This window comes from Planobispora rosea, from assembly GCF_014648175.1.
Classification (GTDB): domain Bacteria; phylum Actinomycetota; class Actinomycetes; order Streptosporangiales; family Streptosporangiaceae; genus Planobispora; species Planobispora rosea.
The window spans coordinates 1-16,176 of record NZ_BMQP01000072.1; the positions used below are offsets into that span (position 1 = coordinate 1).

Consider the following 16,176-nt stretch of genomic DNA (forward strand, 5'->3'; position numbering starts at 1 on the left):
AAGATCCACCCGCGGCACCTACCTCGTCGAGCTTTTTACACCGCCCCGAGGACGCCACCTGGGGCATACGGCTGGCCTTGACCACTATTCGCCGCTAGCGAGCCCTCCCGAGCCGCCCGGCGCGTTCGGTCAGCCGCAAGGCTGCATGGCGAGCGGGGATGTCACCAGGATCGGAAACCCGTGTGGATCGTGGATCCACACCTACAATCCTCATCACATCGCCGATATGAACCCCCACTGGTCCTGATTGCTCGGAGGAAGGAGGCATCATGAGAAAGCGTACGGTCTTCAGTCTCGCTCTCGCAGCGATCATGACTCTATCGGCGTGCAGCACTGCCACCGGCACAGAAGCCAACGCTCCCGAGGGCCATGCATACGCCCAGCACAAGGGATCCCTTGACGTTTCTGTGCTCCGGACGTCGCACTACGACTTCCCCGCCTACGAAACACCGGAAGAACTCGTCAAGGACCGACCCGTCGTGGCTGCCGGTGTTATCGGCGGCTGGCAGCAGGGGCCCATTCTTGATAGCGGCACCGGCGTGCTCGACTACCGCATCATATTGCGCATGCGCGTGACAGAACCACTCAAGGGTGTCAAGGGGCGCTCCTCCATCCCCCGCGGACTCGTCTTCATTGAGCTTTCCCAGGGCGCGGTGCTGAGTGATCCGGCGGTGCCTGCCGATCAGTGGAAGCCTCATAAGTCAGTCGAGGACTTCGAGAAGGCACTGCCCGCCGGTACCAAAATTCTCGCCTTTCCCCGCGAGCGACCGCCCCATGAGCAAGCTGTCGTCGACCCAGGCGCACGTCTACCCGCTGGCGCCCGATTGATGTCGGTTCCTCCTCAGGGTCTCATCCTGGAAGACCCGCAACTCGCCCTACAGCGCCCCGATGAGTCCACGGCACTCGTCGGTGGTCTTGAGGAGCTCAATGCCGGTGGCGCCGAGTGGCTCAAACACAGAACCGTTCAGGAATTGGCCTCCCATCTGAGAGGACAAGGATTCGGCGAATGAAAACGGGAAAGCAAGGTCGATCTCGCATCGGTAAGATCCGCCGGGCGAGTTTTGCAGTTGCCGTCTATCGGATCATCACCCCGCTGGTCGGCAACCGGCGCTCGCAGTCACGGGTCAGCCGCCGATAGGCATCAGCTATGCCAGTGCCCGCTCGACCATCCATCGCCGACTTCCTACCGAAACGGCCCGAGCAGAGAGCGGGCCGCCCCGCCGTACCGGATAGAAGCAAGGATCGGGGCGCGGCATCCGAGGAGATCGAGCCGGTTGCGCCCGGTGCCCACGCTCCGGGCAGAAACCCTCTCTGAGGTTGACCCGCAGGAGGAACCTCAGGCACAAAGCGCAGGAAGACCCGCCGGATGGCTACGCCCGAGCGGCATCGGCAACGGTGACCCAGGCCTGAACCCGCTCCTGGCCCACCCCCACCGTGTCGGCCAGGATCGCCACGGTGTCCACCGCCGGCAACCACCAGGTGGCCATGAGTGCGATGACAGCCACGTCGTAGGCGGCCTCGCCGCGCATTCCGCGAGGATCGATCATCAGCATGCGGTCGTTGGCCGTCAGCAGAAGGTTCCCGGTGGAGGCGTCGCCGTGGCAGAGGCCGGAAAGGTCGTCGGCGCTGAGGTCATCGAGTACGGCGAGCGCCTCTTGTCGCTGGTCGTAATGGGCTGGCGAGCGTCCCGGAGCGAGGTCTTGCAGGCCGTCCCCCTGCTCCAAGCGGTGCCGTAGCCATTGGCTGATCGACGGCATGTCCGGAGGTCGTCCCGTAGCTCGTAGAACTTGAAGTGGCGGTCCCCGCCTCGGAGCCTACCTGGTGGTAGGTCTCGGGCAATCGCCAAATCACTCCGAGCAAGGAGACGGGGACCGTGAGCGAGGCCTACCAGACCACGCGCCCAGAAAGCCACCGAGGACGTGGCCGTGCCGGCCAGCGTCAGCATCGCCATGAAACACATCGCCGCCCCGATGAAGGACGGCCTGCTCGCCCTGGCCGTGCAGTCCGGCCTGGCGGTGATGTTCGCCCTGCTGGACGAGGACGTCACCGCGCTGTGCGACCCGCGCGGCAAGCACAATCCCGAGCGCACCGCCGTCCGGCACGGCCATGAGGCCGGATCGATGGTGCTGGGCGGACGCCGCCTGCCGATCCGCCGCCCCCGGGTGCGCTCCGCCTCAGCTGCGGGCGCCCCGTTGGGTGCCGCCGATGTCCGTCGTGACTTCCGCCAGGCGATCGTGGAGGCCGAGGGGGTGGATGCGGCGCAGTGGACGCCCCGGGAGCTGCGGCACAGTGCTGCGGCACAGTTTCGTGTCACTGCTGTCGGACAACGGGGTTCCGTTGGAGGAGATCTCCCGGCTCGTCGGCCACCGCAGCACGACGGTGACGGAGATCGTCTACCGCAAGCAGATCCGCCCGGTTCTGCAGGGTGGGGCCGTGGCGATGGACCGCATCTTCGAAGGCGACCCGGAGCCGTAGTCACGCAGTTAGCCACTCAAATGATCCACAACAGCAGAAGAGCCCGGAGGCTGGTGTCAACCTTCGGGCTCTGATCTGCGTCTTACCGTGTGGGCGATACTGGGATCGAACCAGTGACCTCTTCGGTGTGAACGAAGCGCTCTCCCGCTGAGCTAATCGCCCGCCCTGCCCGGCCCCTCGCGGTGCCGACGTGGAAAACCATACAGCAATCCGGGCCGGCTCGCGAAGTGATGCCGACGGGGACGTGATCATGGGGGTGGTGGCGTGGCGCGACGCGACAGCGGGCAAAGGGTCGGCGATGAGGCCATTGGGGCGCTACGGTGTCATAGCATCGTCCTGATCCGGAGAAGTACCGTACGACCATGGCTAGACCTCTATCACCTGAGACGCCCGCAGCCCGGGAGTCGACCGTGATGGAAACGATGCGCAAAACCCTTGTAAATACGACCCCGTTGATGGCGTTTAGCCAGGTAGGTGGCGAAATGTCGCGCTGTGATGTGCGTTACAGAAGGGCCCGGAGGCGGAATCTCTCCTACGGGTCTCTCCGTTCCGCCTCATAGGAACGGACGAGGTCCGATCAGAACAGCAGTGGAAGCCCCGCAGAGGGGACCGACGACGAAAAGGTTTGGCTGACGATGAACAGCACCACCGTCTCTGCCGAGCTGGGCCTTCGGCTTGTGGTCCCCGACCGAACCACCGTTCCCTTGCTCGCCGGGCTCAGCTACACGGCCGACGACCCCTACGCGATCCGGATGGCCTTCCACGTCGGCAACGACGAGCCGGTCGAGTGGATCTTCGCCCGCGAGCTGCTGACCGTGGGCATCGTGCGCCGGGTCGGTGACGGCGACGTCCAGGTGTGGCCGGCGCGCGCCGACGGCGAGCGGACCCTGCACATCAGCCTCACCTCCCCCTTCGGCCAGGCGCTGTTCGAGGTGCCGCTGCCTCCCCTCACCGAGTTCCTGCACCGGACCTACGAGCTGGTCCCGGCGGGCCGCGAGACCGACTTCATGGATCTCGACGCCGAGCTCAGCAACATGCTCTGGAGCTCCTGACCCGGCGCTCCGCCGGCCCGTGTCCCGGACCGGGGGTCAGATCCGTTCGAGCAGCTCCCGCATCCGGGCGATCTCGATGCTCTGCCCGGAGCTGACGTCGGCGGCCGTGGCGCGCATGACCCGGTCGGTGCCGTTCTTCAGTTCCACCCCGGCCATCTCCACCGCCGCCTCGTGATGGTCGATCATCAGGGTCAGGAAGAGCCTGTCGAAGGCGGCGCCGCGAGCGGTCCTGAGCCGGTTCATCTGCTCCTGCGTGACCGTGTGGTCGTCGTGTCCCGGGGCGGTACGGCCGACCGACCTCAGCCACGAGGTCATGGCCGCGATCTCCGGCCGCTGCGCCGCGGTGATCCGCTCCGCCAGCGTCCGTATCTCCTGTGACGACGACCTCGGCGGGACCAGCGCCGCCATCTCCAGCGCCTGCCGGTGGTGCGGGATCATCCCCTCGGCGAACCTCACGTCGGCGGCCGTCACCCGGGCCTCCGACTCGCCGAGCCGCTCACCCGGTCGCGCCGTACGGCCGGGCCCCCCGGGGTCACCGGGGACGATCACCGGCGCGCCGCTCTCCGCCACCAGCGGAGCACTCTCCTCCGGCTCGGATCCCGTGCATCCGGACACGGGCAATGTCAACGCAATGAGAACAAGAGCGCCGCCCAAGCGATACATACCCCACATAACATCAATAATGAGGTAAAACAATCCAAGCGATGGGGGCAGTGTGCGATCAACCGTGGCGTTCGCGCTGGCGGCGGTACTTGTGACGGCGGGCTGCGGCGCGGATCCGGCACCTTCGAGCCCCGCGCCGCCTCCGGCCGCGACGAGTTCCAGCGCCCCGGCCGCATCCGGGAAGAGCCTCGCGTCCGGCGAGGTCCTGCACAGCGACAACGTCACGCATGTCGCCAACGTGCCGCCGAAGGCGCCGCTCGACGGTCCCCAGGCCTGGGGCACCGACCTGGCCTTCCAGGGCGACCACGCCTTCGTGGGCAACTTCGACGGATTCACCGTGTTCGACATCTCCGACCCGGCCAAGCCCGGGATCGTCAGCCAGGTGCTCTGCCCGGGCGAGCAGAACGACGTCTCGGTGAGCGGGAACCTGCTGTTCCTCTCCATCGACATGCCGCGCGGCGGACCCGGATGCGACGACGACGAGCAGGCGGACGAGAGAGGCTGGGAGGGCATCCGGATCTTCGACATCACCGACAAGGCCGAGCCGAAGTTCGTCTCGGCGGTCAGCACCCCCTGCGGCTCGCACACCCACACCCTGGTGCCGGGCAAGACGGCGGAGACGCTCTACCTGTACGTCTCCTCCCCCGGCCCGGAGCCCGGGAACCCGACCTGCCCCGGCCCGCACGACATCTTCTCCGTCATCGAGGTTCCCACCGGCGAGCCCGCGGACGCCAAGGTCGTCTCCACGCCGAAGATCTCCGGTGGCCCCGGAGCGGCCGGAGCACCGGGCATCGGCGGCTGCCACGACATCACGGCCTACCCGGAGAAGAACCTGGCCGCGGCCGCCTGCTTCGGCGACGGCATCCTGCTGGACATCACCGACCGGGTGAACCCCACGGTGCTCCAGCACGTGAGCGACAAGGAGAACTTCTCCATCTGGCACTCGGCCACCTTCAACAACGACGCCACCAAGGTGGTCTTCGGTGACGAGCTGGGCGGCGGCATGGCCGCCACCTGCGACCGCAACACTCCCAGGACCAAGGGCGCGAACGCCGTCTACGACCTCACCGAGGACCGCACCCTGACGCTCCGCGGCTACTTCAAGATCCCCAGGGAGCAGCAGCCGGACGAGAACTGCGTGGCCCACAACGGTTCGCTGATCCCGGTCCCCGGCAAGGACATCATGGTCCAGGCGTGGTACCAGGGCGGGGTGTCGATCCTGGACTTCACCGACTCGGCCAACCCCCGGGAGATCGGCTTCTTCGAGCGCGGCCCGGTCGAGGGCCTGGCGGGGTCGTGGTCGGCCTACTACTACAACGGCCACATCTACTCCAGTGACATCACCAAGGGCCTGGACGTCCTGCGGATCGACGACCCGCTGACCGACCCCGCCAAGACGGTGAAGATGGAGGAGCTCAACGCCCAGACCCAGTCGGCCTACTGACGCCGGCGCCAGGACGCCCGCTCCCGTGCGGCTCACGCGGGCCGTACGGGAGCCGTGCGGGGGCCGGAGCCCCCGCGATCGCAGGCCGCACGGGCACGGGCGGGCCCGCCGTCACGGGTCGAGATCGGCCCCGGAGCGCTCGGCGAAGACCCGCATCGCCTTGGCCGTGATCGGGCCGGGCGCGGCCGGGAGCACCGTGCCGTCGACCGCGCGGATCGGCTGGACGTCGCGGGTCGTGGAGGTCAGGAATGCCTCCTCGGCCTCGTAGAGCGCCGAGAGCGGCACGTCCTCCTCGACCCCGCCGCACCACTCCAGGACGAGCCCGCGGGTGACGCCCGCCAGGCAGCCGGAGCCGAGGGTGGGAGTGACCAGGCGGCCGTCGCGGACGACGAAGACGTTGCTCCCGGTGCCCTCGCAGAGGTTCCCCGCCGTGTTCTCGAAGATCGCCTCTCCGCCTCCCCGGGCCTTGGCGTGGAAGAGCGCCCTGGCGTTGTCGCCGTAGGAGGTGCTCTTCACCCCGGCCAGCGCGCCGCGTTCGTTGCGCGGCCACGGCACCACGACGACGTCGGCGGTGGCGGGGAACGGCTTCTGCTCCCCGACGATGATCACGGTGGTGGTCCCCTGGTCGCCGCGGTCGGAGCCGAGCGGGCCGGGCCCGCTGGTGTAGGTGATGCGGATGCGGCCCAGCGTCCAGGCGGGGGCCTCGGCCAGGCAGGCCCGGACGCCCTCGGCGATGGCCTCGGTGTCCGGCTCGGGCAGGTCCATGCGCTCGGCGGAGAGCCGCAGGCGGTCGAGGTGGCGGGTCAGGGCGAACGAGGCGCCGTTGACGCACTTGACGGTCTCGAAGACGCCGTCGCCGACCATGAGGCCGTGGTCGAAGACCGAGACGACGGCCTCGGCCGGGTCGATCAGTTTCCCGTTGACCCATACGGGTGTATCCATCAGATCTCCTTGTCGGGGGTGGAGGCGAGCGCGATGAGCCGGGACGCCTTCAACTCGGTCTCGTGCCACTCACGCCGCGGATCGCTTCCCCAGGTGATGCCCGCCCCCGTGCCGAAGTGGATTTCACCGGCGGAGAGCCAGAAGGTGCGGATGCCCACGGCCAGCGCCGCCCGCCGCCGATCGGCGTCGACCCAGCCCACCGCACCACAGTAGGGCCCCCGGGGCTCGGGTTCGAGTTCATTGAGGATGCGCAGAGCGGAATATTTCGGCGCACCGGTCACCGAACCCGGAGGAAACGTCGCGGAGAACAGCTCCGGCCATCCGAATTCCGGCGCGAGCCGGGCCCGCACCGTGGAGACCAGGTGCACCAGGCCGGGGTGCTCCTCGACCTCGCACAGCGCCGGCACGCTCACCGAGCCCACCGCGGCGACCCGGCCGAGGTCGTTGCGGACCAGATCGACGATCATCACGTTCTCGGCGTAGTCCTTCTCCAGCAGGTCCGCGGCGGTCGCACCGGTCCCCTTGATCGGTTTGGACTCGATCACGTCGCCGTCGCGGGACAGGTAGAGCTCCGGCGAGGCCGAGACCACGCTGAGGCCGGGCAGGCACACCGTGGCGGCGTGCGGCGCGGGGTTGCCCTCCGCCAGCCGTACGGCCAGCGCCACCGGGTCCGGGTCCCCGGGCAGCGGCGCGGTGAGCACCCGGCACAGGTTGGCCTGGTAGACGTCGCCGCGCTCGATGCGGCCGCGGATGCGGCGCACGCCGTCCTCGTAGGCGGCGCGGTCGAGCGAGCTGCGCCAGGCCGACGGGTGAGGCCCCCGCCAGGGAGCCCGCGGCGCGGGCAGCGGGGCGGGCCGGACGTCGGCGAACCGGGCGCACGTGACCTTCCCCTCGTAGTCGACCACGACGGCCCACCACCCCTGACCGTCCAGCGCGGACAGGTCGGTGGTGACGTCGAGGAGCCGGGTGGCCAGCAGGCCCCCGGCGTGGGCGAAGGAGTCGTGCACCCCCCTATTGTCGCGCCTGCCCGCCCGTCACTCCGGCCACCGCCCCCGCCAGGAACTCCAGCAGGGCGCGGGCGGCGGGCAGGGGCGTGCGGGGCAGGGCGGCCGAGACGGTACGGCGCGGCGCGAACTCGCCCAGGGACCGGAGCACGAGACCCGGCGGCACCGCCCACGCCGCGAGGGAGGGGACCAGGGTGACGCCCAGCCCGGCCGCCACGAACCCGAACTTGCCCGTCCACTCACTGATCTTGAGGGTGCGCGGCGTGAACCCGGCACGGGCACAGGCGTCACCGAGCATGGTGCGCCGCCCCGGCGGCGGCGCCTCGATCCAGGTCTCCTCCCGCAGCTCGCGCAGGTCGACGGACTCCCCCGCGGCCAGCGGGTGGTCACCCGGCAGCGCGACGAGCAGCTCGTCCTCCGCCAGCGCGACGATCTCGACCTCGTCGTCGTACGGCAGCCCGGACGGATAGTCGCTGACCACGGCGACGTCCAGGCTGCCCTCGCGCATCCGGCGCAGCAGGCCGCCGCTGGGCCCCTCTCCCGGGACGAGCTCGACCTGCGGGAACTCCCGCCGGAAGGCCCGCAGGGCGGCGGGCACCAGGGCCACGTTGGCGGTGGCGAAGGCGCCCAGGCGGACCCGTCCCCGGTAGCCGCCGTGGATCCCGGCCAGTTCGTCGGCGGCCCTGGCCAGGCGGTTGAGGACGACCAGGGCGTGCTGGCGGAGCAGCTCTCCGGCGGGCGTCAGCCGTACGCCGCGGGGCAGGCGCTCGAAGAGCGGGCCGCCCGCCTGCCGTTCCAGGGAGGCGATCCGGCGGGAGACGGCGGACTGGGTGTAGGCGAGCTCGGCGGCCGCCGCGGTGAACGAGCCGGTCCGGGCGACCGCGTCCAGCAGCCGCAGCGCGTCGACGTCGAACACATTCCTCCTCAGCATGGCTTACATGAATCATAGTCGCTGGTGGAATGCCTTGATTGTTCCTAACGTCGTGCGGGTGATTGCTTTTCTCGGTCTGGGGCTCATGGGCGCCCCGATGGCCCGGCGACTCGTGGAGGCCGGGCACAGGGTGACGGCCTGGAACCGCACCCCGCGCACCGTCGAGGGGGCCGCCACGGCGGACTCACCGGCCGGGGCCGTGGCGGAGGCGGATCTCGTCATCACGATGCTCAGCGATCCCGCGGCCGTGACGGAGGTGCTCACGGCGGCGGGACCCGGCCTGCGGGACGGCGCACTCGTGGTGGAGATGTCCACCATCGGGCCCGCCGCGGTGGCCGCGCTCCGCGGCCTCCTCCCCTCCCGGGTGGGACTGGTGGACGCGCCGGTGCTGGGCAGCGTGGGCCCGGCGCGGGAGGGCACGCTGACGGTCCTGGCCGGGGGCCTCCCCGCGGACCTGGCCCGCTGCCGCGAGGTGCTCGGCGTCTTCGGCGAGGTGCGCGAACTCGGCGGGCCGGGAGCGGGGGCGGCGACGAAGCTGGCGGTGATGAGCGCGCTGGTGCCCGCGCAGGTGCTGCTCGCCGAGACGGTCGCGTACGGCCGCGCGGCAGGGGTGGACACGGGGGCCCTGCTGGACGTCCTGGGCGCCACCCCGCTCGGGGCGCTCGCCGAGCGGGTCCGCCCGGTCGCGGAGGGGGACTCGGTCGAGCGGCGGTACGGCCTCGGCCTGGCGGCCAAGGACCTGGCGCTGGCCGTACAGGATCTGGCGGTGAAGGACCCGGCGGTGGATGCCCCGGCGGTGAGGGGCGTGGCGGTGAGGGACCCGGCGCTCGACGCGCGGCCGGGGCTGACACTCGCCGCGGCGGCCGGGAGGCGCCTGGCCGCGGCGGTCTCCCTCGGGCTGGGCGGGGAGGATCTGACGGCCGTGTTCGGGCACGTCGCGCGCGAGGCGCGGGGTGCGCGCGGCGGGACGGCCCGCCGTACCGGGGTGAAGAAGATCAATCCGGCGTCGGTCCCAGCGACCAACGGGCTCTACTCCCACGCCACACGCTCCGGGGACCTGCTGTCCGTCTCCGGGCAGGTGGCGCTGGACGCCGCCGGGAACGTGCTCGGCGAGGGCGACATGACGGCCCAGTCCGAGCACGTGATGGAGTCCCTGGCCCGCATTCTCGCCGATCAGGGCTGCACGTTCGACGACGTGACCCATATCCGGACGTTCCTCACCGACATGTCGCGCCTGCCGGAGTACGGGGCCGTCCGGCGACGCTTCATCACCGGGGAGCCCCCGGCCAGCACGACCGTGGAGGTGTCACGCCTGTTCCGGCCGGGGCTGCTGATCGAGGTGGAGGTGACGGCCGTGGTCCCCGGAGACCGGTGACCTCCCCCGCCCGTCCTCAGGCGGGCGGGGGCGCCGCCCGCCGTCCTCAGGAGAGCGGGCCGGTGACCGACTCCGCGGCGGCCACGACGGAGTTGTCGGCGACCAGGCGGGCCACCGCCTCGATCTCCGGCGCGAGGAAGCGGTCCGGGCCCGGGCCGGGCACGCTCTGGCGCAGGAGACCCACCACGGCTCCGGTCGCGGGCGCGGGCGCGTGCGGCGCGCGCAGGTCGAGGGCGCGGGCCGCGGTGAGGATCTCGACCGCCAGCACCCGGGTCAGTCCCTCCACCGCGCGGCGCAGCTTGCGCGCGGCCGACCAGCCCATGGAGACGTGGTCCTCCTGCATGGCGGAGCTCGGGATGGAGTCCACGCTCGCGGGCGCGGCCAGGCGCTTGAGCTCGGAGACGATCGCGGCCTGGGTGTACTGGGCGATCATGTGGCCGGAGTCCACGCCGGGGTCGTCGGCGAGGAAGGCGGGCAGGCCGTGGTTGCGGGCCACGTCGAGCATGCGGTCGGTGCGGCGCTCGGAGATGCTGGCCAGGTCGGCGACGGCGATGGCCAGGAAGTCCAGCACGTAGCCGACCGGGGCGCCGTGGAAGTTGCCGTTGGACTCCACCCGGCCGTCGGCCAGGACCACCGGGTTGTCGATCGCGGAGGCGAGTTCGCGCGCGGCGACGGTGGCGGCGTGCGCGAGGGTGTCGCGGGCGGCGCCGGCGACCTGCGGGGCACAGCGCAGCGAGTAGGCGTCCTGAACGCGGGTGCAGGTGCCGTCCCGGTGGCTGGCCATGACCCCCGAGCCCGCCAGCAGCGCACGGAGGTTGGCCGCGCTGGCGGCCTGGCCCGGGTGCGGGCGCAGGGCCTGCAGGTCGGCGGCGAAGACGCGGTCGGTGCCGAGCAGCGCCTCCACGCTCATGGCCGCGCCGATGTCGGCGGTCGTGAACAGCCGGGTCAGGTCGTCCATGGCGAGGATCAGCATGCCGAGCATGCCGTCGGTGCCGTTGATGAGGGCCAGGCCCTCCTTGGCGGCCAGCTCGACCGGCTCGATGCCCGCCTGCTTGAGCGCCTCGGCCGCGTCGGCCAGGTTCCCCGAGGCGTCGCGGACGACCCCCTCCCCCATGATCGTGAGGGCCACGTGGGCGAGCGGGGCGAGGTCGCCGGAGCAGCCCAGGCTGCCGTACTCGTGCACGACCGGGGTGATCCCGGCGTTGAGCAGGGACTGGAGCACCTTGGCCGTCTGCGGGCGCACGCCGGTGTGGCCGGTGGCGAGGGTGTGCAGGCGCAGCAGCATCAGCGCCCGGGTGACCTCGGTCTCCACCTCGGGGCCGGACCCGGCCGCGTGCGAGCGGACCAGGGAGCGCTGGAGCTGGGCGCGGAGCGAAGGCGCGATGTGCCGGGTGGCCAGCGCCCCGAAGCCGGTCGAGACCCCGTAGGCCGGGGTGGGGCTCTCGGCGAGCTCGTCGACACGGGTGCGGGCCGCCGCCATGGCGGCCACGGCGTCGTCGGTGAGGCGTACGGCGGCGCCGTGCCGGGCCACGGCGACGACCTCGTCGAAGGTCAGCGGCTCGGGCCCGATGTTCACGACCTCGTTGTCGCGCATGGGGTGTCACTCTCTCGCGGGGAATCACAGGGAATGTAACTGGCTCATCCCATGCTAGCCCCTTACATTTCCCGCTCCGGCCGGCCCCTCCGGAATTCCGGTTTGGGGAGCAGCCAGGTATTCGCTAGAGTTCTCTGCGTGAGCCCGGGTTTCCCCGGGAACGCACGCGGAAGTGGCTCAGGGGTAGAGCATCACCTTGCCAAGGTGAGGGTCGCGGGTTCGAATCCCGTCTTCCGCTCTGGCTGAGGCCCCCGGGTCTCGCTCGGTGGAGTGGCCGAGAGGCGAGGCAACGGCCTGCAAAGCCGTGTACACGGGTTCAAATCCCGTCTCCACCTCTGGTCTTCGCACGCGGACGATTAGCTCAGCGGGAGAGCGCTTCCCTGACACGGAAGAGGTCACAGGTTCAATCCCTGTATCGTCCACCAGAACGAACCCCAGGCCGTCGGCCTGGGGTTCGCTGCTTCCCGGGGGTCGCACCACGGGGAGCGGCCGACGAGCGCGCATCCGGCGACCGGCCCCGCAGAGACCCGATCCGGGTGCCGCCGTCCTCTTCCGTCTCCGCTCCGCGGGCCCGTCGGTCCCGGTCTGACCGACGGGGCCATCGCCGCCCGGCTGGGTATCAGTCTCATGACCGTTCAGAACCACGTATCGAGCGTCTTCCTCGACCCGGGCGTCGCACACACCGCGGCGAGGCCATCGCCCGGGCCCGTGCCGCCGAGCTCCGCGGGCCCCGCAGACTCCACGGGCTCCACGGGCTCCACGGGCTCCACGGACTCCACGGGCTCCACGGACTCCACGGACTCCACGGGCCTCGGGACCTCGGGGACCTCGCGGGCCTCGCGAGATCGGCGAGCCTGGGGACGAGCGGCTCGGCCCGCCGGACGGAGCAGGGACATGACTTCGCACGATGACCGCTACAGCACCGACCATTACGACACCGGCCATTACGACACCGGCCATTACGACACCGGCCATTACGACACCGACCATTACGACACCGACCCTTACGGCACCGACCGTTACGACGCCGCGCTGGACCGGGCGGTGAAGCACGCCAGGGAATGGCTCGCCTCACTCCCCACCCGCCCGGTGCCGCCCCGCGTCACGGCGGACCGGCTCGCCTCCCGGCTGGGCGGCGAGCTGCCCGCCGACCCGATCGCGCCCGAGCAGGTGGTGGAGCTGCTCGCCGCCGAGGTCGAGCCGGGACTGATGGCGATGGGATCGGGGCGTTTCTTCGGCTGGGTGATCGGCGGCGCCATGCCCGCCGCCCTGGCCGCCGATTGGCTGACCAGCGCCTGGGACCAGAACGCCGCGATGCGCTACGCCACCCCCGGCACGGCGGCCGTCGAGGAGGCGGCCGGGCGCTGGCTGCTCGACCTGCTGGGCCTGCCGGGCGAGGCGGACGTCGGGTTCGTCACCGGCGCGACCATGGCGAACTTCGCCGCGCTGGCCGCCGCGCGGCAGCAGGTGCTGACGGACGCGGGCTGGGACCTGGACCGGCTGGGCCTGTCCGGCGCCCCGCGCGTGCGGGTGCTGGTGGGGCGGGAGCGGCATGAGACCGTGGACCTCGCCCTGCGCTACCTGGGCCTGGGCGCGCCGATCCCGGTCGCGGCCGACGAGCAGGGCCGGATCCGGGTCGACGCGCTGGAGGAGTCCCTCGCCGGCGGCGACGGTCCCGCCATCGTGTGCCTGCAGGCGGGCAATCTTCACTCCGGCGCGTTCGATCCGTTCCCCGAGGCGATCGCCGTGGCGCGCCGGTACGGTGCCTGGGTGCACGTCGACGGGGCTTTCGGGCTGTGGGCGGGAGCCACACCGCGTCTGCGGCATCTGGTCGACGGGTGCGAGGCCGCCGACTCCTGGGCCACCGACGCGCACAAGACCCTCAACGTCCCCTATGACTGCGGCGTCGTGATCGTGGCCCGGACCCGGGCGTCGCGGCGGGCACTGGGCGTGCACGCCAGCTACCTGGTCAGCTCCGACGAGGCGGCGGATCCGATGCAGAAGGTGCCGGAACTGTCGCGGCGCGCCCGGGGGGTGCCGGTGTGGGCGGCGCTGCGCTCGCTCGGCCGTACCGGTGTGGCCGCGCTGGTGGAACGGCTGGCGGCCAACGCGCGGGCGCTGGCCGAGGGGATCGCGGCCGTCGACGGCGCCACCGTCCTCAACGACGTGGTCTTCACCCAGGTCTGCGCCGCGTTCGGCGACGACGGGCGCACGCGCGCGGTCACCGGGCGGCTGATCGCCGACGGCACGGTGTGGATGTCGGGCTCCCGCTGGCGGGACCGGGATGTGCTCCGGATATCGGTGAGCAACTGGTCGACAGACGAGCGCGACGTGGCCGTCGCAGTCGAGGCCGTGCGGCGGGCCGCCGCGGGCGTCCCTTGACGCGTCTTCCTGAAAATCCCAGTATCACGACATGTCACCATCCTTCACCGTGCGGTCCGGGCAGTCGTGGCGCGACCCCTTCCCCATGTACGCCGACCTGCGCGACCACGCTCCGGCGCACCACGTCGAGAAGGGTGACTACTGGGTGCTGTCGCGCTTCGCCGACGTGTGGGAGGCGGCCCGCGACACCGCGACCTTCTCCTCGGCCCAGGGCCTGACCTTCACCTACGGCGAGCGGGAGCGTCTCGGCCTGACCGAGGCGGCGCCGATGGTGATGCTCGACCCGCCCGAGCACACCGAGTTCCGCCGGCTCGTCAGCCGGGGCTTCACCCCGCGGCGGGTCGCCGACGTCGAACCGGCCGTGCGGCGGTTCGTGACCGGGCGGGTGGAGGGCATCGCCCGCGCCCTGGCCGGCGGGCAGGCCGAGGTCGACGTGGTCGCCGAGCTGTTCAAGCCGCTGCCCGGCTTCGTGGTCGCGCACTATCTGGGCGTTCCCGAGACGGACCGGGCCCGGTTCGACGACTGGACTGAGCAGATCGTCGCCGCCAACGCCCACGGCGACCCGCTGGCCGCCGCCGAGGCGGTGGCCGAGCTGATGGACTACTTCACCGGCCTCGCCCGGCGCCGCCGCGCCGAACCCGGCGACGACACGATCTCCGACCTCGTCGCCGTCTTCGGCGACGACGATCCGCACGGCCTGCTCCGCGTTCTCGGCTTCGCGTTCACCATGGTGGCCGGCGGCAACGACACCACCACCGGCCTGCTCGGCGGCGCCTGCGAGCTGCTGGCCGCCCACCCGGAGCAACGCGCGCTGCTGGCGCGCGAACCGGCGCTCATCCCGGCGGCGGTCGAGGAGCTGCTCCGGCTGACCTGCCCGGTCCAGGGGCTGGCCCGGACCGTCACCCGTGACGTGAGCGTCGCGGGGGCCGTGATCCCGGCGGGCCGCAAGGTCCTGCTGCTGTACGCCTCGGCCAACCGCGATCCCCGCGAGTTCGGCCCGGACGCCGAGAGTCTCGACATCACCCGGCGGCCCGGCCGCATCCTGACCTTCGGTCACGGCGCCCACCACTGCCTCGGCGCGGCCGCCGCCCGGCTGCAGGCCCGTGTCGCGCTGGAGGAGCTGCTGGCCCGCTTCCCCCGCTTCACCGTCGACCCGGGCCGCGGCGCCTTCGCCCCCGGCCACTTCGTCCGCCGCTACCGGTCGCTGCCCTTCGCCGGGAGCCCGGGCTGACCACGCCCGGCGAAGGGCGCGCGCCGGTTCCCGCATGTCCCTTCCCCCGCACGGCTCCCGAGTGAGATGGACGACGTCCCGGTTTCCTCAAGAACCCGCCGGCTCTGCCGATGGAGCGGCGTGGACAGATCTCGGCTGTGGCGTGTCTACCTCCTGGGCGGCGGGGTCGCCGTGGGGGTTTTCCTGCTGCTGCCGTACGGCGTGCCGCGCGACGCGCTGTACGCCCTGATCGGCCTGTCCAGCGCCGTGGCCGCCTTCACCGCGGCCGTGCACTCCGGCGGGGTGGCCGGTCGCTGGACGATCCGCCGGGCGACCCGCCGGGCCTGGGTGCTGATGGGTCTCGGCCAGCTCATGGCGGTCTGCGGCGACCTCATGTGGCTCCACTACACGCACATCGCCCGCACCGACCCCTTCCCCTCCCTCGCCGACCTGTTCTATCTGCTGGAATACCCGCTCGTCACGGCCGCCCTCACCCTGCTCGTCCTGAACCGGCGCTCCCACTTCGACCGTGAGGCCCTGCTGGACAGCGCCATCCTCATCGTCGGCCTGGCTCTGCCGTACTGGGTGCTCCTGATCCAGCCGAGCATCGGCGGCTACGAGTCGGCCTTCGACCAGACGGTCGCGCTCGGGTATCCCGTCGCCGACGTGGCGCTGCTGGCCGTGCTCATGTGGCTGCTGAACACCTCCTACACGCAGACGCGGGCCTTCCGCCTGCTCACCGCCGCGCTGGTGATGCTCCTGACCGCCGATGTGATCTTCATCGTGACCGAGGGGGAGCCGATCCTCGACCTCCCCCTGGGCGACCTGCCCTTCCTGGGGTCCTATCTGCTCTGGGGCGCGGCGGCGCTGCACCCCTCCGCCCCCGACCTGCTGCGCGCCACTCCGGAGGCGGCTCCCTCCCTCACCCCCCGGCGGTTGCTCACCCTCACCGCCGTCGTGCTGCTCGCCCCCGGCACCCTGATCGTGCAGCTCGCCTTCGGGCTGGAGCTCGACGCCTGGGCCGTGGCCGTCACCTCCGCCGTCCTGTTCATGCTGGTCGTGGCCCGCATGGCCGCCATGCTGCGACGCATGCAGGAACAGGCC

Annotated in this window: 14 protein-coding genes, 4 tRNA genes and 1 pseudogene; 12 read left to right on the forward strand and 7 right to left on the reverse strand. The window is 71.3% G+C overall.

What is annotated here, in order from left to right:
* The first annotated feature begins 269 nt into the window (after positions 1–269).
* Positions 270–1,010, forward strand: a complete 741-nt coding sequence (locus IEZ08_RS37315) for a hypothetical protein (RefSeq protein ID WP_189244061.1) — start codon at positions 270–272, stop codon at positions 1,008–1,010.
* Positions 1,011–1,370: 360 nt separating this feature from the next.
* Here IEZ08_RS37315 and IEZ08_RS37320 read toward each other — a convergent pair whose 3' ends face one another.
* Positions 1,371–1,757, reverse strand: coding sequence for a phosphotransferase (locus IEZ08_RS37320; RefSeq protein ID WP_189244062.1), 387 nt, complete (start codon positions 1,755–1,757; stop codon positions 1,371–1,373).
* A 165-nt stretch (positions 1,758–1,922) separates the two neighbouring features.
* Between IEZ08_RS37320 and IEZ08_RS40055 the strand changes: the two are divergent.
* Positions 1,923–2,186, forward strand: a pseudogene (locus tag IEZ08_RS40055) (IS256 family transposase); the annotation flags it as partial.
* Between the two features lie 103 nt (positions 2,187–2,289).
* The gene (locus IEZ08_RS37325) at positions 2,290–2,475 is read left to right on the forward strand and encodes a site-specific integrase (protein WP_229803929.1); all 186 of its coding nucleotides are present in this window, start codon (positions 2,290–2,292) and stop codon (positions 2,473–2,475) included.
* Between the two features lie 90 nt (positions 2,476–2,565).
* Here the strand turns inward: IEZ08_RS37325 and IEZ08_RS37330 are convergent.
* A tRNA-Val gene (locus IEZ08_RS37330) sits at positions 2,566–2,637 on the reverse strand.
* A gap of 473 nt (positions 2,638–3,110) precedes the next feature.
* Between IEZ08_RS37330 and IEZ08_RS37335 the strand changes: the two genes are divergently transcribed.
* The gene (locus tag IEZ08_RS37335) at positions 3,111–3,527 is read left to right on the forward strand and encodes an SsgA family sporulation/cell division regulator (RefSeq protein WP_068924313.1); all 417 of its coding nucleotides are present in this window, start codon (positions 3,111–3,113) and stop codon (positions 3,525–3,527) included.
* Positions 3,528–3,563: 36 nt separating this feature from the next.
* On the opposite strand, the gene IEZ08_RS37340 is transcribed toward IEZ08_RS37335, so the two are convergent.
* On the reverse strand, positions 3,564–4,097 hold the full coding sequence (locus IEZ08_RS37340) for a DUF305 domain-containing protein (RefSeq protein ID WP_229803930.1): 534 nt from the start codon (positions 4,095–4,097) through the stop codon (positions 3,564–3,566).
* A 145-nt stretch (positions 4,098–4,242) separates the two neighbouring features.
* Here IEZ08_RS37340 and IEZ08_RS37345 point away from each other — a divergent pair, with 145 nt between their 5' ends.
* Complete coding sequence (locus IEZ08_RS37345) at positions 4,243–5,634, forward strand: LVIVD repeat-containing protein (RefSeq protein WP_068924315.1); 1,392 nt, start codon at positions 4,243–4,245, stop codon at positions 5,632–5,634.
* A gap of 111 nt (positions 5,635–5,745) precedes the next feature.
* Here the strand turns inward: IEZ08_RS37345 and IEZ08_RS37350 are convergent, their stop codons facing one another.
* From IEZ08_RS37350 to IEZ08_RS37360, 3 genes are read right to left on the reverse strand one after another with little or no spacing between them, the layout of a single operon-like run.
* Positions 5,746–6,576, reverse strand: a complete 831-nt coding sequence (locus tag IEZ08_RS37350; protein ID WP_068924316.1) for an aminotransferase class IV — start codon at positions 6,574–6,576, stop codon at positions 5,746–5,748.
* Positions 6,576–7,583: a chorismate-binding protein gene (locus IEZ08_RS37355; RefSeq protein ID WP_189244063.1), complete on the reverse strand. Its 1,008-nt coding sequence runs from the start codon at positions 7,581–7,583 to the stop codon at positions 6,576–6,578. Before IEZ08_RS37355 ends, IEZ08_RS37350 begins: the two co-directional genes overlap by 1 nt.
* Before the next feature lie 4 nt (positions 7,584–7,587).
* Positions 7,588–8,496 (reverse strand): LysR family transcriptional regulator, encoded by a 909-nt coding sequence (locus IEZ08_RS37360; RefSeq protein WP_068924318.1) that lies wholly within the window; start codon positions 8,494–8,496, stop codon positions 7,588–7,590.
* Positions 8,497–8,569: 73 nt separating this feature from the next.
* On the opposite strand from IEZ08_RS37360, the gene IEZ08_RS40445 reads away from it, so the two are divergent.
* On the forward strand, positions 8,570–9,886 hold the full coding sequence (locus IEZ08_RS40445) for an NAD(P)-binding domain-containing protein (RefSeq protein ID WP_203863703.1): 1,317 nt from the start codon (positions 8,570–8,572) through the stop codon (positions 9,884–9,886).
* A gap of 46 nt (positions 9,887–9,932) precedes the next feature.
* On the opposite strand, the gene hutH is transcribed toward IEZ08_RS40445, so the two are convergent.
* Entirely contained in the window at positions 9,933–11,480 is a 1,548-nt protein-coding gene (gene hutH / locus IEZ08_RS37370; RefSeq protein WP_068924320.1) for a histidine ammonia-lyase, read from the reverse strand.
* A 166-nt stretch (positions 11,481–11,646) separates the two neighbouring features.
* Here hutH and IEZ08_RS37375 point away from each other — a divergent pair.
* From IEZ08_RS37375 to IEZ08_RS37400, 6 genes are all read left to right on the forward strand, one after another.
* Positions 11,647–11,718, forward strand: a tRNA-Gly gene (locus IEZ08_RS37375).
* A gap of 26 nt (positions 11,719–11,744) precedes the next feature.
* Positions 11,745–11,815, forward strand: a tRNA-Cys gene (locus IEZ08_RS37380).
* A 15-nt stretch (positions 11,816–11,830) separates the two neighbouring features.
* A tRNA-Val gene (locus IEZ08_RS37385) sits at positions 11,831–11,905 on the forward strand.
* A gap of 469 nt (positions 11,906–12,374) precedes the next feature.
* Complete coding sequence (locus IEZ08_RS37390) at positions 12,375–13,862, forward strand: pyridoxal phosphate-dependent decarboxylase family protein (RefSeq protein ID WP_189244065.1); 1,488 nt, start codon at positions 12,375–12,377, stop codon at positions 13,860–13,862.
* A 31-nt stretch (positions 13,863–13,893) separates the two neighbouring features.
* A complete protein-coding gene (locus IEZ08_RS37395) occupies positions 13,894–15,093 on the forward strand; it encodes a cytochrome P450 (protein ID WP_068924322.1) in 1,200 nt (399 codons plus the stop codon).
* 120 nt (positions 15,094–15,213) lie between these two features.
* A partial coding sequence (locus IEZ08_RS37400; protein WP_229803931.1) for a hypothetical protein occupies positions 15,214–16,176 on the forward strand: 963 nt, incomplete at its 3' end.